This window comes from Pedosphaera parvula Ellin514, assembly GCF_000172555.1.
GTDB lineage: Bacteria > Verrucomicrobiota > Verrucomicrobiia > Limisphaerales > Pedosphaeraceae > Pedosphaera.
In genome coordinates, this window is record NZ_ABOX02000033.1 from 21052 (window position 1) to 45010 (window position 23959).

Here is a 23959-nt window from a genome sequence, read left to right on the forward strand (position 1 = left end):
TCCCGGTGCGCTCATAAATGGTCCTCAAATTCCTGGCGACCATTTTGCCAAAAGGGGATGGACCTACGCTGTCCACCCGCGGAATTATCTTTCTTTGATCCGCAACCACATAGGTGGAAATAGAAATTTACTACTGGTGAGCCTCTGCAGATTCCGGCCAGATAAAACGATATTTGTGACGCTCCAGCAAACTGGCTTTTCTGGCATTGGGCAGTTCTTGAATATCCTCAACTTTATAGCTGGCCACCGAAGGCATCAAACTCTTAGTATCAGTGATGACTTCCGCCCGCATTTCCCGTCGTATTTCGGGGGTTTCAGCCCGGGTCACTTTCTCTGCTCGAGCCTCCTTGCTTGCAATAGGGGATACTGTGTTACTGACCGATCCAACCGTTTCGGTGCGCGCTGCCAGCTCTCGCCGTCTCAGAAAAACAAAATTTGCATTGGTCGGGACTGCTCCAAAATTTTCTATGACCGGCTCAAACTGGTTATTATCCGTTCCGACCCGGGATTGCGCCGCACTCGGGCGTACAGTCCTCTTGCCCGCCTCCAGACCAATCCAGGCTTCAACCCAGGCATTCCAGCATCGCGAGATCATCTGCTCACACATGCTTCGCGCTGCCGGATCATCCACTGCTTGAGAAATATCCTGATGGCTTCCCCCACTAAGGTTGGTGGACGCCTTATCCGCCATCTCGCTTGCATGATTGAATGATTCAGAAATGTTCCCACCTCCCAGAAAATGGCCCGCTCGGCTGATGCGCATGGGAGGCAACGAGCGATATACCGCGCTGGCCAACTCCGCCGCCTTCTTCGATTCTGGTGTGTTGATCGGATGTTTGTTTACAGTTTTCACTTCTACGTCCAACCAGCGAAGCACGAGTTCATCGTTCCGATTTGTCTCGAGTAATAACGTGTGCAAAAACTTGATTCGCTCACCATCCCGTTGAACCTGCTCCTCAACCTGAAATTTCACCGGGACTGGCCAGGCAAACTCCAATCTATGCGTCGGCTTCGCGCTCGTGCTCACCTCTGCCGGCTCTCTGGCACAGCCAATAAGAACACTGGCCAAAACAGCTCCCAATATTAACAACATATTTTCGATCTCATTTTTCATTTATCAACGCCTCAATACTGCATTTAAGCCAGTTACCGGAGGAATCTCAAACACAGAATCGCTTCCTGGCTCTTCTCCAGGCAATCCCGGGATTCAACAAACCTGTGGCTTGCGGCTCATCGCCTCCGTCACCTTGCGCTCCACAATCACATCGACGTTATTCCGGTCCGATTAGGCGGCGAATTGAAATTTCTCCGTCTCATTCCATTCATCCGCGAGCTTTCATTTTGGCCCCCGGCAGGCAAGTTTCACCATGGTCCTATTTGTCCGGGTAATTTCGTGATTCCTGCTTCTTCCTCATGTTTGGACACAGAAAATACCTGCGATATATCGATAGCTGTTACCCATTGGCGTGAAACCCTTTTCGAACTATACTGGAAGCAATGAGTAACGTCCCATCCGGGGAATCGAAACGTGAAGCAGGTGTGACGATTAGCGCCGCAAATTCAGTGCATTATCTCGAGGCTGTTTGTAATCATGCCACGGTTGCCTTATTTATCGTCAATGAGCATCGGCAATGTGTTTACATGAATCCCGCCGCCGAAAAGCTTACTGGTTTTTCCTTCGCCGAAGTGCATGGCCAAATCCTGCATGAGCTGATGCATCACACCCATCCGAATGGAACTCCCTACCTGGCGAAGGACTGCCCCCTCGACCGATCCGTGCCGGAAAAGCACCAGCTTCATGGCGAGGATATCTTCATTCATAAGGACGGTCACTTTTACCCGGTCGCTTATACCGTCAGCCCCATTCATCATCAAAGCGGCGGACTCGTCGGAAGCGTGGTTGAACTCACAGATATTTCCCAACGCAAAAAGGACGAGAATATTCTTCACGAACAAACCCGTTCCTTGCAAGTCATCAATCGCGTAGGTGCACTGCTTGCCGCTGAACTCGATCTGCAAAAAATTGTCCAGGCGGCCACCGATGCCGGTCGCGAAATCACTGGAGCACAATTCGGTGCCTTCTTCTACAACGTCACTGACCGCCATGGGGACAATTACACTCTCTACACGCTCTCCGGCATTCCGCGCGAAGCCTTTGCAAAATTCCCGATGCCCCGTGCCACCCACCTCTTCGGCCCCACTTTCCGTGGGGAAGGCATCGTCCGCATCGGCGACGTCCTCAAGGACCCCCGCTATGGCAGGAACGCACCTTATCACGGCATGCCCAAAGGCCATCTTCCCGTGCGCAGTTATCTCGCTGTTCCCGTCATTTCACGTTCGGGCGAAGTGCTCGGTGGTCTGTTCTTCGGCCATGCAGAACCTGATGTCTTCACCGCCAACGCTGAGAACATCCTCAAAGCGATTGCGGGTCAGGCCGCCATCGCCATTGATAACGCTCAACTCTACGCCAAGGTTCAGCATCAGGCGGAAGAACTGGAAGAAAAGGTGCAAAAACGCACCGAGTCCCTGCGCGAAGCTCTCGCTCAGATGCAGGAGTTTTCCTACAGCGTCTCCCATGATCTGCGCGCCCCGCTCCGCGCAATACAAGGTTACTCGCGGGTTCTGCTCGATGAATATGCCGAAAAGCTCGGCACAGAAGGCCGTTCCTATCTGACACGAATGGCCCTCAGCTCCGAGCGCCTCGACCAATTAACTCGGGACGTGCTTACATTGAGCCGACTCGGCCGCGAGGATGTGGAACTTAAACCCATCCAACTCAAACCAATTATTCAGGATATCGTCCAAACCTATCCCCGACTCCAACCACCCCAGACCGAACTCACCATTGTCGAATCCCTTTTAGACGTGATCGGCCATGAATCGTTGCTAACCCAGGTCATCTCCAATCTCCTCGTCAACGCTTCTAAATTTGTCGCAGCCGACATCCAACCCTGCATTCGCATCTGGACCGAGGCTGACGGCGACCACGTTCGATTGTGGATTGAAGACAACGGCATGGGCATTAAACCCGAACATCACGAAAGGATCTTCCGCATCTTCGAGCGCGGCCAGGCCGACAGCTCCTACGAAGGCACCGGCATAGGCCTCGCCATCGTCCGCCGCGCCGTCGAGCGCATGGAAGGAACCGTCGGCGTCGAATCCGACGGCGCCACCGGCAGCCGCTTTTGGGTCCAACTACCAAAAGCCCCCGCCGTAGCTTAATGCCCGCTCTTCTTTTTTTACTCCTTTCCCCCTCAACCGCTCTGTGTAAACCCAATGGGGAAACGCCCCAGAACCCTTTCCACTAACACACCCGTGGCTCATCCATGATTTGGCAGGAAATGCTCTGAGAAGCACCAGTAGTTCAAAGCTTGGGAAACACTTACAATCGCAAACCGACCATAAACACCACCCCATTTTACAAGCGCCACTCTCCTGGACAAATCACACCTCCACCACCAACGCCGGATCGAACCCTTCCACCCTCTCTTCAGGATACCCACGTGGGTTGGCCAACACTCTCGTCCAACCAATCATATAATCCGAACGCGAATGAATATGACCATGCACCCATAATTTTGCGCCGCTGCGCTCAACGAAATCTTCCATGTCGGAGGCGAACGCTCCATTGAGCGGATCACCGCGGAACCTTTCGGTAACTGACTTCCCACTCGGCGAATGATGTGTCACGACCACAATTTTTTTATCGCGATATTTCTCCACCTGCTCGACAAGCCATTGTTTGGATTCCTCATGATACCTCCTTGTATCGGCAGGCCGCAATACGGCGTCCTCCGGCAGTGTCCGAATCTGCTGATAATCTGCCATGCCCACCTTCGCTGCTGTTGCTCCAAGGATGGGATCTCCCTCAAGCCGAAAATCTGTCCACAAAGTCGCTCCCAGAAAAACCACATCATCGATCCTGACCACATCATTTTCGAGTACATGGACATTTGTCCCGGCAGTGAGACGCTTCAATTTTCGTCAGTTCGGGAATCCTATTTCCATAGACTCATGATTACCCAGCACATACACCACCGGCGTCCCTTCATCAAAAGCTCCAACACCAATTCAAACACTTAACCCGTTATGAATATCCCCAGCCAGCACAATGGCATCAGCCTTACCATTCGGCGGCTTAAAATCAGCAAACTCGATGTGTAAATCACTTAGAACTCGGACCCTCATCGTCTAAAGAGCGTAATGCAACTGCGTCCACAATCTCAAATATCAAATTCGAACGCCACGCACCCGGCCTCACATTTCATTCTCCGCCCGGCAACGAGCATTTTCCCGTCCCTTATCCTGTTTGACGTCTTGAAATGAGACAATTCCGAGGTTTGCCGCGATTCAGGATGGCCAATCAATTGTTGGCGAGTCATCGGCATGGAGAATGCTGCCCAACCCTGACTTATGGTTTGCAACACAATCATCACAAACAGGCTGCTTTTATTCAATATCCATGGTTTTTAGTTCACCCATATTTCTTTTCCTGTTTTTGCCGATCGTCCTGACGTTGTATTCTGTTCTTCCTGGACTGCGCGCGAGAAACCTTTGGCTGCTCGTGGTGAGCGTTGTTTTCTATGCCTGGGGAGAGGTTGATTTTGTCTTCCTGATGCTCGGCTCCACTTTCATGAATTACCTGCTCGGGTTGTGGGTGGATCATGAAATCGAACTTGTCCGCCGCAAGTGGGCCGTTGGTCTCGCAGTTGCCATCAATATCGGTCTGCTTGCCTTTTTCAAATACGCCAACTTTTTCGTGTCCAACCTCAATTCACTTTTGGGAGTTTTACACGTCGGCTTCGTTCATTTGGCCACAGTACGTCTGCCTATTGGAATCTCGTTCTTTACTTTTCACGCGCTCTCCTACGTCATCGATATCTACCGTCAAAAGAGCAAAGCCGCAAGAAACCCTGCCGATGTGGCATTTTATATTTTTTTCTTCCCACAACTGATCGCCGGCCCAATTCTCCGCTGGAGCGCCATCGCCCCCCAGATTGCACGACGTTTCGTCACGCGTGCAGGCTTGACTGAAGGGATCCGGCGTTTTATCTGGGGGCTTGCCAAAAAAATGCTTTTGGCAAATAGCCTGGCTGGTCCGGCCGATCAAATCTTTGCCTTGCCCGCAGATGGCCTTTCCCCCGCTCTCGCCTGGACCGGTGCGCTCTGCTACACCTTGCAGATCTACTTCGATTTCTCCGGTTATTCGGACATGGCAATCGGCTTGGGCAAGATGTTTGGCTTCGAGTTCATTGAGAATTTCAACTATCCGTACACCGCCACATCAATCAAAGACTTCTGGCACCGCTGGCATATCTCCCTCTCAACCTGGTTCCGCGATTATCTTTATTTTCCGCTCGGAGGTAATCGCTGTTCCCCTGCCCGCACCGGTCTCAATCTTGTCATCGTCTTTTTTCTCTGTGGCCTCTGGCATGGAGCCAGTTGGACGTTCGTGATCTGGGGACTTTATCATGGACTTTTTCTCGTCCTGGAACGCACTTCTTTTGGACCGTTGATGGAATCAATCCCCCGCCCCATGCGTCACCTCTACACCCTGATTGCCGTCGTCGTCGGTTGGGTTCTATTTCGAGCGGACTCATTGTCACAAGCCCTCTCTTTCATTGGCACAATGTTTTGCCTCCACCCTGCCACCACCAGCCAGCCTCTGTTACGGTATTTGACTAATCAGGCAATTTTCGGTTTGAACTTCGGCGTCATTCTCTCAACTCCATTTTGGCCTGTCTTGAAGGAGGCATGCGTTCGCCGCGGGCAGACGCTTCCAAACTCAATTCGCCCTCTGACACAGTCGTTGGCCACGTTTGCTGAGCCGGTTCTCCTGATTGTTACTCTCTTGCTCGCCGCTTCCTGCCTGGCTGCCGGAACCTACAATCCATTCATTTACTTCAGGTTTTGAAAAGAATGAACGACCAACCCAGCCAACCAAGGGAACCCAACAGTCCGGCGCAAATGGCATTGATCATCGCATTTGTTCTTTTCCTCTGGCTGCCAACGTTGAGTATCTTTTTCCATTGGGATCATTCGCGCAAACTCAATGAAAAGCGTAAACTGGCCGAATTTCCCGCCTGGCATGCCGGCTCCAACAGGATTAGTAACTTCATCATCGGATTGGATAAATATTATAGCGACCACTTCGGCTTTCGCAAGCAACTGATCCTCTTCGAGCACGCCTGGAAACGCCAAATATACAAGGAATCCCCGTTCCCTGATGTTTTGATCGGCAAGTACGACTGGCTCTACTATTCCGGAGACCACATGATCGAAAATTGCCAGGGTTCAGATCTGTTCTGTCTACAAGAACTTCATGATTGGCAGTCCTTGTTGGAATGTCGGCGCGACTGGCTCGCGCGTCAGGGAATTCATTATATCTTCGTGATTCCACCCGACAAACATCGCATCTATCCTGAGTATCTCCCTGAATGGATCGCTCACCTCGGTCCCACCTCCAAGTTGGACCAATTCTTTGGCTATATGAAAACCAATTCATCAGTGGAGGTCCTGGATTTGCGTCCGGCACTGATGGAGGCGAAACACTCCCGGTTCACTTATTTGCGCAACGACACGCATTGGAATGAATATGGCGCGTTTGTGGGCTATCAAGCTCTTCTTCAAAAGCTCTCCTGCCAGATGCCCCATTTGAAGCCGCTGTCTCCGGATTGCTTTCAACTCCAATATTCCGATAAACCCGGCGGCGACCTGGCTACAATGCTCGGGCAGGAGCAGACCCTGCATGAAAAAGAAGCTGTATCCTTATCGCCCCGGCCTCCGCTTCAGTTACTCCAAATTTCAAATGCTCCAAATCTGCTGGGAAAATATTGGAACCCGGAGAGGCTGCCGGTCATAACGACCAATCCATCAGCCCGGGGAAACGCCATAGTATTCCGTGACTCGTTCTCGATCGCCTGGATTCCTTACATCGGTCACAACTTCAACAAAGTCACCTACCTCTGGCAACGCGAACTTGATCTTCCTTTCATTCAGGCTGAAAAGCCCGACGTGGTCGTGGACGAAATTCTCGAACGGTTCTTTTGCCGTTCGAACCCACACGAACTGAAATTATCCGAAGGCTGGAGATAGTTTGGCCGCTTGGTGCCTCTCTCCCAGCGTCGTTCAACGGAGCTTAGATCGCATAACTGTCCATCGAACTTGCACCGTTCACCTTCCGCACTTGCACATCAATCGGCTGCACGTGGGTAATCACATAGGTTCCGCGATGCATGTCGCGATCCATTGGTTGGGTGTTTCCATGAGCATCAGTAGCGCGCGCCATCACGGTATAACGCCCCGGCTGCGACGGTGTGCTCCAATGATACTCCCACAAGCGCCAGGCATACCTCACCGGATCGCCCAGCAACTGCGCGGGTTGCCAGCTTTTCGCGCCATCAGTGCTGACCTCCACCTTGACGACGTCTGATTCTCCCGTCCAGGCTGCTCCGAACATCCGATAGACTGAATCGGCCGGAACCACTTCATGCAAACCTGGCCGCGAAATCTCCGCCTTCACTTCGATTTCACTCACAGGAAACAACTGGACTGGCATGCCATCCTGTTTGTTCCAATAGGTATAATCTGTCGTTTGGAAATAGCCGCGAAATTCACGGTCGAGCAAGATAATCCGATTCAACCATTTCACTGACGCCATGCCATAGTGGCCCGGCACGATTGCGCGCACAGGAAAGCCGTGCGCCGGCGTCAAATCTTCGCCATTCATTTGGTAAGCGAGGATAACTTCCGGGCTCATCGCCTTGGTCAGCGAGATGCTCCGTGCATAACTGATCTTCCCGGGAGATACAGGTTCCTTTTTGATTTCCCCGCGATCCATTCCTTCCAGCACCACTTCAACAGCTCCCGCCTTTACCCCTGCTTTCTTTAAAACCTCAGACAGCGGCACACCAGTCCATTCAGTGTTTCCCACCGCGCCCAGTTCCCACTGCAATCCACTTACCTTTGGGTTCAAAAAGATTCGACTGTTACCGGCGCATTCCAGCACCATTGTGACCGACCGCGATGGCATCCCGCGCAGTTCTTCAAGCGTCAGTGACACTGGCTTGTCAACTAATCCCTCCACCTCCAAACGCCAGGTCTGCAAATCCACCTTGGGCACCGGGAAATGACTCCGCACGAAGAACTGTTCATTGGGCATGATCCAACTGCTAAGCGCAGAGAATGGAAACTCCAAATTCTCCGGTTCCCTGTCGCGCGTGATCAATCCCGTAAATGGCCTCGCATTCGCATTTGCGTCAGCAAGGGTTCCTTGGTTTGTTGAGGTGCTGGTGCTCATCACTATTTAATTTCAACACACAATAGTACCCAAATTATGCTGCGGTCAAGCGCTCCAAAATATAAGCAACCTTCATTGTTTGCTTAACAAAGGAGAGCTTTCTTGTGACGGAATTCCAGAATAAACTTGATGCATTCAAAGACCTTATTCATCGTCAGGGATATTTTTCATGAAAGCAAAGCTCTTGAGTCCTCAGGGTCTTCCGATACTGCTGCTCCTTTTCACCCTCACCAGCTGTTCGACGAGTCGGCAAAAGGATGCCGCCTCATCGCAATTACGAGCTGGCATGGCCGAGGTGGATATCACCCCGCCGGTCGGATATCGCATGGCTGGATATTATGATGAGCGTTTTTCCACCGGAGTTCATGACCCGCTTAAAACCAAGGCCATTGTCCTGCAGCAAGGTAATGAAAAGATTGCCCTGGTTTTTTGCGATCTCGTTGGCGTATCCCTGCATGTCACCACCAATGCGCGTGCTCTCTCCAGCAAGATTACCGGAATCCCCGTCTCAAATATTGTCGTGGCTGCCACTCACAGCCATACCGGCCCGTTGTTCGATGACGTTCGCCGAGCTTACTTCCACAAGACAGCTATTGAAAAGTTTGGCAACGATCCCCACGAAAAAATTTACTACCCCGACTTTCTGGCTGGTTGCATTGCCAAAGTTGTCACGGAGGCAAATGCCAATCTCTCAACTGCGGAGGTGGACGCCGGCATTGCCACTCAGGAGGGCATGCCGTTCAATCGCCGCTACTACATGAAAAATGGCCGGGTGGCCTTTAATCCCGGCCAACTGAATACCAACATAGTATCTCCCGCCGGGCCGGTTGACCATGATGTCGGAATTCTTACGGTCAGGAAAAAGAATAAATCCATCGGTGGCCTCACTGTCTTCGCCATGCATGCCGACACCATTAGTGGCACCGAATTCAGCGCTGATTACCCGTTTTATATCCAACAGACCCTTCGCAAAGCTTTCGGTCCTGATTATATCTCTGCTTTTGGAGCCGGCACCTGCGGCGACTTGAACAATATCAATGTCAACGTTAAGGAACCCTACAAAGGCCACGAGGTCTCTGAAATGCTTGGCACGAAAATCGGCAAAACAGTTCTGAGTGCGCAAAACAACTTGCAACCAATCCATGCCGCTTTTGCCAGCAGAAGCACGACTCTTATGCTCCCGCTGCAGGAGGTCAATCCCAAGGATTTGGACGAAGCCAAAAAGAATATCGCCCATCTGGCTGATGACACCGTCGACTTCTTTGTCAAGGTGCGCGCAGTGAAGGCTCTTGATCTTGAGGCTCGCGGCACCAAAGTCTGGCCCATGGAAATTCAGGTGTTCCGGCTGGATGGCGACACTGCGGTCGTGTGTCTTCCGGCGGAAATATTTGTCCAGTTTGGTCTCAACATAAAGAAAGCCTCGCCGTTTAAGAAAACCATTGTCATCTCAATCTGCAACGACCGTCCTTGCTACATGCCGACTGAACAAGCATTCAAGGAAGGCAGTTACGAGACGGTCAATTCCCGCCTGAAGCCAGGCAGCGGGGAAGCGATGGTTGAAACCGCCATCAAACTCCTGAACGAACTGAAGCAATAATGGATTACTTTCATCCGAGAGATGCCTGGAAGGTGTTAACAAAGAAAATCTTTTAGCTGGTACTGACCATGAAAAAAACTGTCCTCTTCACCGCCTCATTGCTCACGGCAGTCCTCGTTCACGCTGTAACGGATGGGCCGCTTACACCCGAACAAGCCATCGCCTCGTTCCGACTCGATCCCGGTCTGAAAATAGAATGTGTCGCCCAGGAACCGATGGTCGTTAGCCCCGTTGCTGCCGCATGGGATGAAAAAGGCCGGATGTATGTGGTGGAAGATCGCGGTTATCCCGTCGGTCCCGGCAAGGGCAAGAAGCCCGTTGGCCAGGTGGTTCTCCTCGAAAGCACTCACCACGACGGCCATTATGATAAACGCACGGTCTTTGCGGATGGACTCACCTTTCCCAATGGCGTCATGTGTTGGAAGGGCGGCGTTTATGTCACCTGTGCTCCCTATCTTTATTATTTTAAGGACACCGATGGCGATGGCGTGGCGGATGTGAAACAAATTGTCTTCAAAGGTTTTCAAGACCTTTCCACCACGCAATTGCGTGTGAGCCATCCCATTCTAAATGTCGATGGTTGGGTTTATCTCACTTCGGGTTTAACCAGCGCCAAGGTTTCCTCACCTATTTACACCAATCATCCAGTCGTATTCTGCAATCGCACCGATTTTCGTTTCAAACCTGACACCGACCAGTTTGAACCCACCGCCGGTACTGCGCAATTTGGCGAAACGTTCGATAGTTTTGGCCACAAGTTCATTTGCTCGAATCGCAATCATAATCAAGCGGTAATGATGCAGTTGAAGTATCTCAATCGAAACACAAACGCCGCTCTTGCTGATATCGTGGAGGATATTCCTGATCACGGCGCAGCCTCCAAACTTTATCCTCTCAGCGACAACATCACGACCAGTGCCTTGCACACAGGCTTTTTTACCTCGGCGTGCGGCATTAATTATTATCGTGGCACCGCATTGCCGGACGATTACAAGGACAATTCGTTTACCTGCGAACCCGCTGGCAATCTGGTGCACCGCGATGTCATCTCTCCCACGAATACCAGCTTCGTCGCCAAACGCGCGCAGGATGGTGTCGATTTCCTCGCCTCGCCTGACAATTGGTTTCGTCCGGTCAATCTCGCTACCGGGCCGGACGGTGCGCTTTACGTCTGCGACATGTATCGCAAGACCATTGAACATCCGGAATACCTCCCGGAAGCCACGCGTAAAATCACCGACTTTGAAAGCGGCAAGGATAAAGGTCGCATCTACCGCATCACAGCTGCGAGCTACAAGGTTCAGACTAAACAGTTTGATGTTTCGACCTCGAAGGAGCTCTGCGAGCTATTAAATAGCCCGGATGCATGGTGGCGCACCACGGCCCAGCGTCTTCTATTGGAACGGCAGGACAAGTCTGTTGCATCCACGTTAAAGAAGATGGTCAAGAGCGGAAAAATTCCCGAAGCCCGTGTATTGGCTCTCCGGTTGTTGGAGTGCTTGAACTCCTTGGAGGATCAACAAATTCTTACTGCGCTTTCCGACAAAAATGTCTCGGTCCGCGAAAATGCCATGCAAGTTGCCGAGCCACGTCTGTCGCAATCTTCAAGGCTGACCGAGCGGCTCCTGGCCATGGCCAATGACTCCGATGCACGCGTCCGTTTCCAATGCGCCCTATCCCTTGGTGAACTGCATGATGCCAAAATCATTCCCGCCCTCGCGAAAATTCTTGATCAAAACAACGACGATAAATGGACCCGTGAAGCGGTTTTAAGCGCTGTCGACAACCACGCAGACGTATTGCTGAAAACCCTGCTCGCCGGAAAAAATAAGGATGCCGCCGGAATGTCCGCCATGTTGGTTGAACTCTGCCGCATTCTTGGAACGAGTGAAACGCCTGACAAACTGGCTTCGTTGCTAAACCAGGTTACTGCATCCAACTCGGATGCGGATGCTGCCTGGCAACAAGCCGCTGTCACCGGTATTGCCGAAGGCATCCGGGTTCGTGGTCTGGTCGGTAAGGATCAATCCCCGCTCCTCAGCCTTACCAGCGGTGATTCTACAGAGGCCAAACTTACCCGCGTTCGTGTTGAAGAACTTGTGCAACGCGCAGTCAGCTCAGTCAAAGATGCCAACGCCTCCTTAAGCCAGCGCCTGGCTGCGGTTGGTTTGCTTGCTCAATCTGAGTTCTCGGTCAGTGGGAAAACTCTGCAAAGCCTTATTGATCCGCAACAACCCGCGGAGCTTCAAGTTGCTGCCGTCCGCGCCTTGGGTCGGATGCCGGATGCAGACGCCGGTACGGTTCTGGTCAGGAAGGATCGTTGGAGCAGTTATAGCCCTCCGGTTCGGGATGCCGCTCTCACCTCGATCATGGCCAAACCCCGGCTTATCCAAACCATGCTTATCGCCATCGAATCCGGCGACGTCCCGGCATGGACAGTCAATGAAGACCGCCGAACCCAGTTAATGCATAACAAGGATGAATCCATCGCCAAACGCGCGAGCGCCATCTTCAAAGATATGCAAGCTGGTGACCGTATGAAGGTGTATGAAGAATATAAATCCGTCCTGGCCTTCAAACCTGATTCGAAGAACGGCCATGCCATTTTCACAAAAACCTGCACTGGCTGCCACGTGGTGTCGGGCGAAGGCAAGACCGTCGGACCGGATCTCACCGGCATACGCAATCAGCCCAGCGACGTTCTCCTCCTCCACATCATCGTACCCGAATACGAGATCATGCCCACTTACACCTGCTATAATGTAGAGACGAAGGATGGGCGTTCTCTAACTGGACTCCTGGCTGCAGAATCAGCTTCAAACATCACGCTCAGACAGGCTTTGGGGCACGAGGAAATCATTCCCCGCTCGAACATTGCTTCCATGTCCGCCAGCAGCCTCTCGCTCATGCCTGATGAATTGGAGAAGACTATGAGCAAACAGGACATGGCCGATCTGGTCGGGTTCTTGAAGGGAATGTAGAATTTATGTTCTGGTTTTGTTCCTATTCCAGCCGGATTAAATTCCCTGCACGATGGTCATCAGTCTTGTAACGAAGTCGCTCAAGCGCTAATCTGCTCGCCATCGAAAATAGCACCAATCAATCCATCCTGGAAACAAAGCCGAAACCAGAGGTTCGGCAATCGACTTCAGGACTGCTTCCTACGCTAGGTCTTTTCACCACGATTATGATGGTGGTCGGCGGCGTCATCGGCTCCGGCATTTTCCGTAAAGCAGGGGTCATGGCCGGCGAGGTCGGCTCACCTACTCTGCTCCTGGCCGTCTGGTTGATCGCGGGCACCATTACACTCTTTGGCGCGCTGACAAATTCCGAAGTTGCCGGCATGATCCCGGAAACCGGTGGGCAATACGTTTACTTCGACCGCATGTTTGGCCCTTTTGTAGCTTATCTTTACGGCTGGGCTGTCTTTGCGGTAATTCAAACCGGCTCCATCGCAGCCGTGGCCTATGTCTTTGCGGAGTATTCCACTCAATTCATCAAGTTGCCCGAGTTTAACAGTTCGATAGCCGCACTCGGGTTTCATGTCCCGTTCATCGGAGACGTCCTGCCACTGAAAGACATTGGCACCAAGGGAGTCGCCGCGATTCTTGTGATTGGATTGACAGCAGTAAACTACGTCGGCGTTAAGTTTGGCGGTCTGGTTCAAAATATCTTCACGATCGCCAAGGTAATTGCCATGGCTCTGCTTTTTCTGGGCGCATTCCTTCTCCCCACCGGTGGCTCGATCTCGAATCTTACGAACAGCAGCTCAGTCATCCATCCGACCGGACTGGCGCTTTTCCTCGCCTTGGCTGCCGCCATGCAAGGTGCGTTTTGGGCCTACGATGGCTGGAACAAATTGACCTACATCGCGGGCGAAATTAAGGAACCTCAAAGGAACGTCCCACGAGGGCTTATCATAGGCATGCTCATTGTTACCGGAATTTACATGCTAATAAACCTCGCATACTCCTACGTTTTACCTGTCGACGTGATGGCCGGCTCCAAACTGGTGGCCGCTGACGTGGCAGAAAAATGTTTCAAAGGCGGTGGGCGCTGGATCGCCGCAGCCGTGATGGTTTCGACCTTTGGCACCACCAACTCCATCATTCTCGCCAGCGCCCGTGTTTACTTTTCAATGTCCCGCCGCAACGTCTTCCCCCAACTCCTGGGCGTCGCACATCCTAAATTTCATACACCCGCCGCCTCGTTGGTTGTTCAAGGTATCTGGAGCGTCCTGCTGCTTTTCAGCGGCACATTCGATACACTTACCGACACTTTGATTTTTGTAAGTTGGATTTTTTACGCGCTAAGTGCCTATGGTGTTTTCGTCCTCCGTCGCAAAGAACCCGGCACCCCGCGTCCATATCGAGTGCCTGGGTATCCTTTTATACCTTGGATTTTTATCGCCTTCTCCGCCCTTTATTTGGTGCTGACGGTTTACAACGATTTGGTTGGCTATCGCGAGGCTGTTGCTGCCGGGAAACCGGCCATTATCAACTCGGCTTTTGGCGTAGCCTTGGTTCTCGTCGGCACTCCGATTTACTGGTTTTATCGGAGAAAAAGTTATTCTTCGAAATCCGGTCCGCCTTGATTCAGGAACAGACCTGCGGCTAAATCCCTCAAATGAAGGAAGCCGGTTCTGACTCAATCCTTCTTGTCTGCTTTCTTCTCTTCTGATTCGACCAACTTGATCTGGTCCACGTTCGTCAGAATGATTTCTGGTCTCCCTTGAAAATCAATCAGCTTTCCAGCAACCAGCACATCTTTGCCCACCAGGGTTTTCAGGTCTGGGAATTTCGAAAAGTTTTCGTTTCGAACCACCGCAGTCATTGCGGTCTTATACTGCGGATCAAAATTCAGAATTGCCATGGCATTTCCTTTTGGTTCGTACACCCCACTCACTGTCCCTTTGAAGCCACTCGCCTTATCAGCCTGCTTGAGAGCTGCCTCGAGCTCATGCGCATCCAGGGCAGATTTGTAAGCCTCGTCCGTTTTGGAAATCTTGCCAAAGGTTGCGGTTTTTGAAGCGGATTCGCTTTGCGACTGCCTGGCAGTTTTCCTGCCCTCACCGGAATCCGGTTTGGCCACGGTTGCTCCCGATTTCTCAGCCTTTGCTGCGGGTTTGTCGTCTTCTGCTTTTGCCGTGATTGAAATCATTGTGAAAGATGCAACCGCCAGTGCGAGGAGTTTATTTTTGAGCATAGGTTGTTAGTTTTGCCCTTCTTTACTCCCATGGACGAAACGTTGCAAGCGGGAATGACCTTCCGGGCTGGATGACTTTCCCCATCATGGTGGAGTCAAATCCCCATGGCATCGCCTTCCTTCCGGTGCGAACTGTATGAAAGCTTGAAATGGTTCGAGAACAGCGGAGAAGTTTTGAGAGTGAAATTCATGTGGGTTGCGCTCAGCACGGCGGTCCTTTTGGCCGCGTGCAAAAAGGAGGGTCCACCGGAGAAGAACTTCGGCAGCGGCGACAACCCGGTGGTAACTGACTCCACCAATGTGGCTCCTGGCCCGGCTCCAGGACACAGTAAATCCAACGAAGTAACAGCCCCTTCTTCGCATCAGGCTGACCAACTACCCAAGTGACTGGACCAATCAAAGAAAGCGAAAACAATATGGCAAAAAAATCCGTCTTCGGTCTGGTCAGAAGTGAGAATAGCGCTTCTGACATCGTCGAAAGCCTGCAATCAGCAGGCTTCTCCAGCAATGACATTTCCGTACTTTTCCCGGATAAAACGGGCACGCGGGACTTTGCGCATGAAAAAAATACCAAGGCCCCTGAAGGCGCCACCACCGGTGCCGGGACCGGATTGGTCCTCGGCGGTGCGCTTGGTTGGATTGCGGGTATCGGTGCTCTGGCAATACCTGGAGTTGGACCTTTTATCGCCGCTGGCCCAATCATGGCCGCGCTCAGTGGCGCCGCCGTCGGGGCCGCGGTCGGTGGCATTGCCGGTGCTCTGATCGGCATGGGTATTCCTGAATACGAAGCAAAGCGTTATGAAGGGCGCATAAAAGAGGGCAACATCCTTATCTCAGTTCACACCGAAGATTCCGATCAGGCCAGTCGGGCGAAGCAAATTCTTGAGCAAGGTGGTGCTGAAGATATCGCCACAGCTACTGAGTCGAGCGTGAAGGAAGGTAATGCTACAAAGGCTCGGTCCACCACTGGAACCACGGTTAGATCAGGAACTGGAGCGACCTCCGAAACAACGTCAAGCGAACGGACCACCAGCGAAAGGACGGTTTACGAAGCGCGTCCAAAACCAGGCGTAAAGCGGAAGGACGATACTTACTAAGTAGTTTCCCCAAATACAGTAGATTACGATTCAAGAGCGGCACTCCAGTGCCGCTTTTTCTTTGAGGAACGCAAGCACCAGCTTTCTCACTCTTCACCTCTTTGACTTCTTTTATCCGAAGCAGGAAAGCAGCTCGGACTACTCCGCCGATATTCAACAAGCGTACTGATTGGGCACCAATTCGTACATCTTGATAACCTGCAATCCGGGAAAACTCGACCATACCGTTGCCACTACGATGAACTATGATTGAAAATTAATATTGCGCCGAATAGGAAGATAAATCCTTAACCTGACAATCGCCAAAACAATCCACGACTGTCTCGATTTCATTCGCTAATGCTCGAAACTGGGACAGCGACCAATTATTTGTTTATGTATTACGTGCTCCCAAATCGATATTGATTGCCCAGACCTAAAATTAGCTCGCATTCCGCATTGTTATTTTTTTATAAGGGGTAATGCCGCAACCCATAAAAGTTATTGTTGCTGATGATGACGAGGAAGACCGGCTCTTCCTTCGCGAGTGTTTACATTCGACAACGAATCTTAGGGTTTTCCACGAACTCTCCAATGGTAGTGAAGTGATTGACTACCTGAGCGGCAAAAAGCCTTTTGAAGACCGTAATCTTCACCCATTTCCCGAGGTACTTATTCTCGATGCCATCATGCCCGCCATTGAAGCCAATGAAATCTTGCATTGGATCAAGGGCCACCCGGTAAGCGGCATGAAAACCATCGTATTCAGCGGCTATCCCACTTCGAACATCGGTGCTGGCTATATTAAAATCGGGGCTCACGCTTTCTTCTATAAAACTTCAGACGTGAACCAGCTTAAAACCATCGCCAGGGAAATTGAGACTCTCGTCACCAAAGCCAGTCACTAGGTTGGCCTTCAGAAATGGAAAAAGGTGCAGGCAATTATAGGCTGGAAACTTTCGGCAGGTTCCTGTAAACCAAGTCCATGAGGAAATTGACGGTCATCATTGCTGACGACGACGACGAGGATAGGGAATTCCTCAGGCTTGCGCTTGGGGCCAACGAAAATTTCGAACTCATCAATGAACTAAAGAATGGTGCGGAGGCACTCCATTATGTCAGTGGCGCCGGGGCTTACCATAATCGAGTTTTCCATCCCCTTCCCGACCTGCTGATTATCGACGCAGTTATGCCCTCGTTTCATGTACGTGAAATCCTGGCATATCTGGCACTTTATCCGGCTGAAAAAATGAAGATCGTCATCGTTACTGGAGTTCCCGATACTCAACTCCGTGCTGAGTGCCTGCGCTTGGGCGCAAATGCTTTCTACTACAAGCCGGCTGAACTCGAGCAGCTTCTTGCCATGATCAAAGAGATTGAGACGAACTTGCTGGAAGGTCGCTACGGCTGATTGTGCCGCACTCTTCAATCTCTCTGCTAAAAGCTTCCCGACGCTGTAACACGCCCGGTTCCCTTGTCACCCCAACGATATTAAAGGGGTGCAAACCGCAGCAACCGAAAATCGTTTTAAATACTCTTCTGATCAACTTACCGAAATGGTCGGCGTCACCATGGAATTTTGGAAAATCTGCCAGAAGCCCAGGGTTCCCTCCAAATGTTTGTTCAGTGAGCCCGCTTTTCTCCTAGCCATCACCTCCTCTGCCGTTACTGACGGATTACCGAAAACCTTTGTGACTGGGAGCGCTTTCATTACCATTCCCGTATGAACGCAGAACTGAAACGATCGTTAGGGATGAGATTCAGCACCCTTCTATTTCCCCCTGCTGGACTGGTCGTTCTCTGGCGCAGTACACTTGGGAAGGGAAGGAAACTCTTCGGAACTTTCTTCGTTCTGCTTTATTGCATTCCTTATACTGCTCTTATTGTTTGGCTGATGATACGCTTTACCGGTTTGCAGGTGGAATGGCGTGGTGGATTTCCCCCTGTGCTTACTTATTCAAAAACGCTCCCAAACTTTGAAGCTCTGGAAAAGAATCGTGCTCAACATGCTCAACAAACCTCAAGCAATATCTCCGCGCCGACAAATAATTCCATTCCTTACTGGACGGATTTCCGTGGACCAAGGCGAGATGGAATTTATGATGAGACTCCCATCCGGACCAACTGGCCAGCCAAAGGACTGATCGAACTCTGGCATCAGCCGATAGGCGGCGGCTATGGTTCTTTCGTTGTGGCACACGGTCTGGCCTTTACCATGGAACAACGCCGCGACTGTGAAGTCGCCACCGCGTATGATCTGCAAACAGGTCGCGAAGTTTGGACTAATGGCTGGGCCGGTTACTTTCAGGAATCCATGGGCGGAGACGGTCCCCGCGCCACACCTGTCTCTGACGGGGATAAAATCTACGCCCAGGGCGCAGAAGGGGAATTACGATGCATTGAGGCATTGAATGGAAAAACAATTTGGTCAAAAAACATTCTGACCGACAATGGTGCCTCGGAACTTGCCTATGGCATGGCTTCTTCCCCATTGATAGTTGGAGAAAAGCTGATCGTGCAACCCGGTGGTCCTAATGGCAGATCTGTCGTGGCTTACAACAAGCACACCGGCGCTGTCATTTGGAAGTCGCTTGATGACCCCGCCGCATACAGTTCACCCATGCGGGTAAACCTCGCCGGCAAAGAACAATTACTCATCGTCACCGCAACCCGTGCCGTTGGATTGGACGTGGAATCCGGCAAACTGCTCTGGGAACAACCTTGGGTGGTAAATCTCAACAATCGCAATATTGCCCAACCGGTTGTGCTGAGCAGCAATCAATTCTTACTTTCCGCAGGATACAATACCGGCTGCCAGGCTGTCGAAATTACCAGGTCTGAATCAGGCTTTGCCGCCCGGACGATTTGGAAAAATAAATTCCTGAAAAACAAATTTACCAGTTCGGTCGTCTCGAATGGCTACATTTACGGTTTGGATGAAGACATACTGACTTGTCTGGACGCCCGTTCCGGTGAGCGAAAATGGAAGGATGGCCGGTACGGCTACGGTCAACTGCTGCTCGCGGAAGGCCGCCTGATCATCCTGACTGGCGAAGGTGAACTGGCATTGGTTATAGCCACCCCTGAAAGGCATGAAGAATTGGCGCGATTTCAAGCAATTCATGGAAAAACCTGGAATCATCCCGCCATCGACCATGGTAAACTCCTGGTCCGTAATGCCGTGGAAATGGCCTGTTTTAACCTGACACCATGAAGCGAACACATAAACCACGACGTCATGAAACCTAATTTCCATTCATTCCGTGACGAAAAAACATTGCGTACTCTCTGTTCCTCCTTCAAATTACCCCTGTTGCTGTCGGAGAGATGGCTGAGTGGTTTAAGGCGCACGCCTGGAAAGCGTGAGTACCTAAAAAGTACCGTGGGTTCGAATCCCTCTCTCTCCGCCAACGTCATTCTTCATCTTTGATGCTCTTCCGATATTCTTTTTCAGGTTTCCATTATTTGACTCGGCAAAAGTTTTTGGATGGCAACCAGACAGAATCCTCCTATAATTTCCTCATGCCCTCGCCCACAACAGAAACCAAATCTACCAGGCAGGGAGATGCATCTGCTTCTTCCTCCCCATGGTATCGTGGTGTGACTTCCTATCAATGGCTCGTGCTTGCAATCGCTTCGGCCGGTTGGGTTTTTGACTCCTTTGAAGGACAGGTTTTTAACCTCACTCGCGATCATCTGCTCACTGATATTCTGCATCTCGGCATCAACGCTCCTGAAATCAAGCAGTATGGTGACATTTTGCTCGCCGTTTTCCTTGTCGGAGGCACGGTAGGCGGACTTCTGTTCGGCTCGGTCGCAGATAAGTGGGGCCGCCGTCCCGCGATGGCTGCGACAATTTTGATGTATTCCGTTTTTTCAGGCCTGACGTTCTTTGCGACCAACTTGTGGCACGTGGGAGTGTTGCGCTTCCTTGTCGCCATGGGGGTGGGTGGTGAATGGGCTGTTGCTGCAAGCTTGGTAGCTGAGATTTTCCCCGCCCGCTCACGAGCCCATGCGTCAGGAATATTTCACGCAACAAGTGTTTTGGGAACCTGGTGCGCAGCACTCGCAGGAATGGCTGTGGGTGCTCAATGGCGCTACGCTTATCTAATCGGAATCCTTCCAGCTTTGCTGATCTTGTGGGTCAGGTCATCCGTGCAGGAACCGGAGAGCTGGAAGCAGGCCGGGACCAAGGCCGCGTCAGGGGAAGGAAAACAACTGGGCAGCTTTCGTGACCTCCTGCTGAATCCTCAATGGAATCGTCGCGCACTTCTGGGGATGCTTTTGGCCGCCATCGGCCTTGGGAGTTTCTGGGGTGTCACCGTTGCTGGACAAGATCTGGTCAAACAGCTTCTCCTTTCAAATGGGGTTGATCTGGAGACAGCCCGCAAGAAGGCGCAGTTCGCCTATGGAATCGTACAAACCATCGGAGGCGGACTTGGTCTGGTTTCGTTTGGTCCTCTATGCGTCTGGCTCGGTCGCAAACGAGCATTCATGCTGATGCATATCGCAGCATTCATTATCGTCCCGGTCACCTGCTACCTGCCCTCGACCTATACCCAATTGCTCATCCTACTTCCGATTTTCGGATTTCTAACACTCAGCATCCACGCAGGCTACGCCATTTACTTTCCAGAGCTGTTCCCCAATCATCTTCGCGCCACTGGAACAGGATTCTGCTTCAACGGTGGCCGCATCCTTGCAGCCTCTATTCTGGTAATCTCAGGTTGGCTGAAGGCAATGCCCGGAATGGATTTGCGACTGGCAATCACCATCCTGGGATGCCTCTTCCCATTAGGCGTGATCGTAATTTATTTCCTTCCAGAAACCAAGGGTCAGCAACTGCCTGAATAAATTAATCAAGCCGGCATAGGGCAGGAACTACCACGCTCGCACACGTTTGAATGCAAGATGTGCCCGGAAAGCTTCAGCGGCAGCAACACCGCTTTCCGATCCACGCGTCGTAAACTGCAATTGCAACAGTTCTGACAAAGGTGAAAAGTCTCTGTCGTCTCCACGCAACAACTGGCTCTTGTGACAAGCCAGCATCTCCGTCTTCAAAGCCGCATAACGTGAAACATCCACATAAAAACCAGGTGTAAACCCCAGCATGTTGATCGCGTCCATCCACCACAGCACTGGAGCCGACGCCATCGCTGTTGAACGCGTTTTTTGCCCACGCGAGGCGCAAAACCACGAAGCAGCTTCCGCCAGTTGACCCGCCGCCCGATGATCCGGATGATAATCTGCAAGATCGTGCGCGAGCACCAATGTCGGTTTGAATTGGCGATAAATCTCAACCAACTTCAACCTCTTTGCCAGATCATCCACCAACTCGCCATCAGGACTTTCGCCAAAGTATAATTTAGCTCCCAACAACTTGCCTGCCGCAGACATTTCCCTGCGACGAACAGCAGCCAGATTTTTTATTGGCTGGCTGGGCTGACCTTTGTCACCACGACACATGACGCATACTCCAATTTCTGCTCCCTCCGCTTTTGCGCGCGCCAACGTGCCGGCACAAAGTAACTCGGCATCATCCGGATGAGCCACTACGGCCAGAACTCTCTCTCTGCCAAAATCTAATTTCATTCTCGTCTTAGGGAATATTTGGAGAAGTTGCCGAGGTCTTGCAATTAGCGTTTCGCTAACAATTTCAACAGCGTAGCAAAATTATCTGGCTCGGCACGAACGAGACGCAAGTCATGAGCTCCATCGTGACGGGCAAATTCGTAAAAGAGATAAACAACCCCATCAAGGATCTGCGCATCCATGTAGCGGACGGATTTCGAATGGTTGGGACTTGTCCAAAATGGTGCTTCCGGCGTTAATGTTCGCCACGCCCGCAGGTCACTCGATACGGCATTTGCAGCCTTCTCTTCATAATTCTCCGCCTCGCTTGCGCTACCGTCATAAAAGGCGAAATACTTTCCATCGAGCTTTAGCACGCTATTGATCCGCCGGCAATATCGGTCCCAACCTGACTCGCCAGGCTTTAGAATGATACCTTGCCATTCCCACGAGTTGAGATCAGTCGAAGTCGCCAGGCCGGTCGCTGAAACACACTCACCCGTGTTAAAAATATCAAGAGTATCATGCGACTCTTTACGAGTCTTGGGCGTCGCCACCGCAACACTGAGGAACATGTAATAAACTCCGTTCTCCTCATAAATCCAGGGATCTTTAATTCCTTCCAATCCCAACGGCGCAGCCGAAAACACGCGTTCCACTTTTTTTGGATCCAAATTTGCAATCTCCCCTGACTTTATCTGGGCAACACACCAGCGACCATCCATTGGATCCACGTAACTGGTAAAATAATGACATTGTCCATTGCGCCCTTTGTAGATGGCACTCCGTTCAATCGACGCGCTCTCGTACTGATCCTTGGTAACAGACCAAATATCTTCGAAATGCTTCAAGTCAGTGGATCGAGCAATGCGCGCTTCTCCACCGCGATCGGGTGACACACCTCTCGGCCTCCGTAAACGATAGGTCAGATAAAAAGCCTTCTCTACTTTGTCGTAAAAGAAGCCCGGCGCGCCCGCCCAATATCCTGGTTCAAATCCGACTGGCTCACGAACAATCTGTCCGCCAGCGAACCCTTCAGGACTAAATATCTCGTTCATAATTCTTAAGTTTTAAGCGATTCCCACTGACGCGTTCTTTCTTTCAAAATCCGCACTCTACAATTCAACAATTGCTTTCTTTCGAATCGACTCTTCAGCCGCGATTGCCAGCAATGTCCCGTCCACACAATCACGAACGGTCGTGAGCGGCCTTTTGCCTTCCAAGACGGCTTTTATGAAGGCCTCGTGTATCTCATCAAATCCGAGATGATTCCCCCACCCTGTTCCGCGCCTGGCTTCAACATCATAAACAACAGGCTCCTTTTTCTCAGCATTGCGTTTCCATAATAGGATCTGGATTTTGGAGATGCGGGTTTGAATGATTCCTTTGTCCCCCACGATTCCCATTTCGAGATCCTCACCCTGCAACTCCGGTGCAAACATGCAAAGTTGCAATGTTCCTCGCACGTCATTTTCATATTCCCACGACACCGTGGCATGATCGAGCACCTGATGCTCGCCTCCGATCACCCGCTCCACTGCGTTGCCACCAAAGGCACAAACTCTCTTTGGACGCGCCCCCACCCACCAGTTCATCAGATCGAAGTGATGACAATTTTTGTCCACCAAAGCACCGCCCGATTTTCGAGAGTCCTGTATCCAATCGTGGGACTTCTTTTGAAACGGCCCGCGAAACTCCTTGCACCAAACCATTCGTGGAACTCCAATTTCACCGGCATCCAGCAGTTCCTTGATTTTTTGGAAATAAGCGGAGTAACGCAGCTCATGACCAATCATGAGCACACGGTCAGTTTTATCGGCCATTGCCAGCAATTCTCCGCATTCTTCCTTATTAACCCCTACAGCCTTCTCTAAAAAAAGATGCTTGCCTGCTCTCAATGTTTCCAATGCCAGTGGCACATGCGTAAAGTTCGGCGTGGAGACAACCACCGCATCCAAGTCGGAATGAATAACTTCTTCGCTGCTTTTGTAAACCCCTGCTTTCGGAGCAATTGCTAATGCTTTTGCAATATTGATTTCATTGCTGGAACAGATCGCCACCGCTTCAGCCTGCTGCCCACAACCTTCATGAAAGGATTTCACATGGCTTAAGCCCATGGCCCCGATTCCAATAAATCCGAGTTTTAATTTCATGAGTTTACCCAAACATGTATTCAGACGCTCACTTCCTAGCCAACATCAAATTCGATTT

The 23959-nt window shown here is 51.3% G+C and carries 19 protein-coding genes and 1 tRNA gene; 13 read left to right on the top strand and 7 right to left on the bottom strand.

Features of this window, described 5'->3' with window-relative positions; translation table 11 throughout:
• Positions 1-130 precede the first annotated feature (130 nt).
• Positions 131-1114 (bottom strand): hypothetical protein, encoded by a 984-nt coding sequence (locus tag CFLAV_RS21235; RefSeq protein ID WP_007416889.1) that lies wholly within the window; start codon positions 1112-1114, stop codon positions 131-133.
• Positions 1115-1497: 383 nt separating this feature from the next.
• Between CFLAV_RS21235 and CFLAV_RS21240 the strand changes: the two genes are divergently transcribed.
• Complete coding sequence (locus tag CFLAV_RS21240) at positions 1498-3222, top strand: ATP-binding protein (RefSeq protein ID WP_007416890.1); 1725 nt, start codon at positions 1498-1500, stop codon at positions 3220-3222.
• A gap of 222 nt (positions 3223-3444) precedes the next feature.
• Here the strand turns inward: CFLAV_RS21240 and CFLAV_RS21245 are convergent, their stop codons facing one another.
• Positions 3445-3978, bottom strand: a complete 534-nt coding sequence (locus tag CFLAV_RS21245) for a metallophosphoesterase (RefSeq protein ID WP_007416891.1) — start codon at positions 3976-3978, stop codon at positions 3445-3447.
• Positions 3979-4462: 484 nt separating this feature from the next.
• Between CFLAV_RS21245 and CFLAV_RS21255 the strand changes: the two genes are divergently transcribed.
• Both CFLAV_RS21255 and CFLAV_RS21260 read left to right on the top strand, forming a co-directional pair.
• Complete coding sequence (locus tag CFLAV_RS21255) at positions 4463-5914, top strand: MBOAT family O-acyltransferase (RefSeq protein ID WP_007416893.1); 1452 nt, start codon at positions 4463-4465, stop codon at positions 5912-5914.
• A gap of 5 nt (positions 5915-5919) precedes the next feature.
• Positions 5920-7095, top strand: a complete 1176-nt coding sequence (locus CFLAV_RS21260; RefSeq protein WP_007416894.1) for an alginate O-acetyltransferase AlgX-related protein — start codon at positions 5920-5922, stop codon at positions 7093-7095.
• Between the two features lie 43 nt (positions 7096-7138).
• Here CFLAV_RS21260 and CFLAV_RS21265 read toward each other — a convergent pair whose 3' ends face one another.
• Complete coding sequence (locus tag CFLAV_RS21265) at positions 7139-8299, bottom strand: sulfite oxidase (protein WP_007416895.1); 1161 nt, start codon at positions 8297-8299, stop codon at positions 7139-7141.
• Between the two features lie 169 nt (positions 8300-8468).
• Here CFLAV_RS21265 and CFLAV_RS21270 point away from each other — a divergent pair, with 169 nt between their 5' ends.
• From CFLAV_RS21270 to CFLAV_RS21280, 3 genes are all read left to right on the top strand, one after another.
• On the top strand, positions 8469-9896 hold the full coding sequence (locus CFLAV_RS21270) for a neutral/alkaline non-lysosomal ceramidase N-terminal domain-containing protein (protein WP_007416896.1): 1428 nt from the start codon (positions 8469-8471) through the stop codon (positions 9894-9896).
• 68 nt (positions 9897-9964) lie between these two features.
• On the top strand, positions 9965-12877 hold the full coding sequence (locus CFLAV_RS21275) for a PVC-type heme-binding CxxCH protein (protein WP_007416897.1): 2913 nt from the start codon (positions 9965-9967) through the stop codon (positions 12875-12877).
• A gap of 173 nt (positions 12878-13050) precedes the next feature.
• Positions 13051-14490, top strand: coding sequence for an APC family permease (locus CFLAV_RS21280; protein WP_272941490.1), 1440 nt, complete (start codon positions 13051-13053; stop codon positions 14488-14490).
• Positions 14491-14543: 53 nt separating this feature from the next.
• Here the strand turns inward: CFLAV_RS21280 and CFLAV_RS21285 are convergent, their stop codons facing one another.
• Positions 14544-15101 (bottom strand): hypothetical protein, encoded by a 558-nt coding sequence (locus CFLAV_RS21285; RefSeq protein ID WP_007416899.1) that lies wholly within the window; start codon positions 15099-15101, stop codon positions 14544-14546.
• A 105-nt stretch (positions 15102-15206) separates the two neighbouring features.
• On the opposite strand from CFLAV_RS21285, the gene CFLAV_RS21290 reads away from it, so the two are divergent.
• The 7 genes from CFLAV_RS21290 (at position 15207) to CFLAV_RS21325 (ending at position 21031) form a co-directional block, all read left to right on the top strand.
• The gene (locus tag CFLAV_RS21290; protein WP_007416900.1) at positions 15207-15488 is read left to right on the top strand and encodes a hypothetical protein; all 282 of its coding nucleotides are present in this window, start codon (positions 15207-15209) and stop codon (positions 15486-15488) included.
• A gap of 29 nt (positions 15489-15517) precedes the next feature.
• Positions 15518-16198 (top strand): quinol:electron acceptor oxidoreductase subunit ActD, encoded by a 681-nt coding sequence (locus tag CFLAV_RS21295; RefSeq protein WP_007416901.1) that lies wholly within the window; start codon positions 15518-15520, stop codon positions 16196-16198.
• Between the two features lie 461 nt (positions 16199-16659).
• On the top strand, positions 16660-17085 hold the full coding sequence (locus tag CFLAV_RS21300; protein ID WP_007416903.1) for a response regulator: 426 nt from the start codon (positions 16660-16662) through the stop codon (positions 17083-17085).
• A 77-nt stretch (positions 17086-17162) separates the two neighbouring features.
• Complete coding sequence (locus tag CFLAV_RS21305; RefSeq protein WP_007416904.1) at positions 17163-17588, top strand: response regulator; 426 nt, start codon at positions 17163-17165, stop codon at positions 17586-17588.
• Positions 17589-17900: 312 nt separating this feature from the next.
• On the top strand, positions 17901-19391 hold the full coding sequence (locus CFLAV_RS21315) for a PQQ-binding-like beta-propeller repeat protein (RefSeq protein ID WP_007416906.1): 1491 nt from the start codon (positions 17901-17903) through the stop codon (positions 19389-19391).
• Positions 19392-19498: 107 nt separating this feature from the next.
• Positions 19499-19587: transfer RNA gene (locus tag CFLAV_RS21320), tRNA-Ser, on the top strand.
• Positions 19588-19699: 112 nt separating this feature from the next.
• Positions 19700-21031, top strand: a complete 1332-nt coding sequence (locus CFLAV_RS21325; protein ID WP_150107526.1) for an MFS transporter — start codon at positions 19700-19702, stop codon at positions 21029-21031.
• 27 nt (positions 21032-21058) lie between these two features.
• On the opposite strand, the gene CFLAV_RS21330 is transcribed toward CFLAV_RS21325, so the two are convergent.
• The 3 genes from CFLAV_RS21330 to CFLAV_RS21340 are packed head-to-tail and all read right to left on the bottom strand — an operon-like array spanning position 21059 to position 23901.
• Complete coding sequence (locus CFLAV_RS21330) at positions 21059-21769, bottom strand: PIG-L deacetylase family protein (RefSeq protein WP_007416908.1); 711 nt, start codon at positions 21767-21769, stop codon at positions 21059-21061.
• Positions 21770-21813: 44 nt separating this feature from the next.
• Positions 21814-22806: a glycoside hydrolase family protein gene (locus tag CFLAV_RS21335; protein ID WP_007416909.1), complete on the bottom strand. Its 993-nt coding sequence runs from the start codon at positions 22804-22806 to the stop codon at positions 21814-21816.
• 57 nt (positions 22807-22863) lie between these two features.
• On the bottom strand, positions 22864-23901 hold the full coding sequence (locus CFLAV_RS21340; protein WP_007416910.1) for a Gfo/Idh/MocA family protein: 1038 nt from the start codon (positions 23899-23901) through the stop codon (positions 22864-22866).
• Between the last annotated feature and the right edge of the window lie 58 nt (positions 23902-23959).

Excerpts from the sequence above, each read along its gene's own strand:
- CFLAV_RS21235 (WP_007416889.1), bottom strand. The coding sequence starts at position 1,114 with ATGAAAAATGAGATCGAAAATATGTTGTTAATATTGGGAGCTGTTTTG.
- CFLAV_RS21240 (WP_007416890.1), top strand. The coding sequence starts at position 1,498 with ATGAGTAACGTCCCATCCGGGGAATCGAAACGTGAAGCAGGTGTGACG.
- CFLAV_RS21255 (WP_007416893.1), top strand. The coding sequence starts at position 4,463 with ATGGTTTTTAGTTCACCCATATTTCTTTTCCTGTTTTTGCCGATCGTC.
- CFLAV_RS21260 (WP_007416894.1), top strand. The coding sequence starts at position 5,920 with ATGAACGACCAACCCAGCCAACCAAGGGAACCCAACAGTCCGGCGCAA.
- CFLAV_RS21265 (WP_007416895.1), bottom strand. The coding sequence starts at position 8,299 with ATGAGCACCAGCACCTCAACAAACCAAGGAACCCTTGCTGACGCAAAT.
- CFLAV_RS21270 (WP_007416896.1), top strand. The coding sequence starts at position 8,469 with ATGAAAGCAAAGCTCTTGAGTCCTCAGGGTCTTCCGATACTGCTGCTC.
- CFLAV_RS21275 (WP_007416897.1), top strand. The coding sequence starts at position 9,965 with ATGAAAAAAACTGTCCTCTTCACCGCCTCATTGCTCACGGCAGTCCTC.
- CFLAV_RS21285 (WP_007416899.1), bottom strand. The coding sequence starts at position 15,101 with ATGCTCAAAAATAAACTCCTCGCACTGGCGGTTGCATCTTTCACAATG.
- CFLAV_RS21290 (WP_007416900.1), top strand. The coding sequence starts at position 15,207 with ATGGCATCGCCTTCCTTCCGGTGCGAACTGTATGAAAGCTTGAAATGG.
- CFLAV_RS21295 (WP_007416901.1), top strand. The coding sequence starts at position 15,518 with ATGGCAAAAAAATCCGTCTTCGGTCTGGTCAGAAGTGAGAATAGCGCT.
- CFLAV_RS21300 (WP_007416903.1), top strand. The coding sequence starts at position 16,660 with ATGCCGCAACCCATAAAAGTTATTGTTGCTGATGATGACGAGGAAGAC.
- CFLAV_RS21305 (WP_007416904.1), top strand. The coding sequence starts at position 17,163 with ATGAGGAAATTGACGGTCATCATTGCTGACGACGACGACGAGGATAGG.
- CFLAV_RS21315 (WP_007416906.1), top strand. The coding sequence starts at position 17,901 with ATGAACGCAGAACTGAAACGATCGTTAGGGATGAGATTCAGCACCCTT.
- CFLAV_RS21325 (WP_150107526.1), top strand. The coding sequence starts at position 19,700 with ATGCCCTCGCCCACAACAGAAACCAAATCTACCAGGCAGGGAGATGCA.
- CFLAV_RS21330 (WP_007416908.1), bottom strand. The coding sequence starts at position 21,769 with ATGAAATTAGATTTTGGCAGAGAGAGAGTTCTGGCCGTAGTGGCTCAT.
- CFLAV_RS21335 (WP_007416909.1), bottom strand. The coding sequence starts at position 22,806 with ATGAACGAGATATTTAGTCCTGAAGGGTTCGCTGGCGGACAGATTGTT.
- CFLAV_RS21340 (WP_007416910.1), bottom strand. The coding sequence starts at position 23,901 with ATGAAATTAAAACTCGGATTTATTGGAATCGGGGCCATGGGCTTAAGC.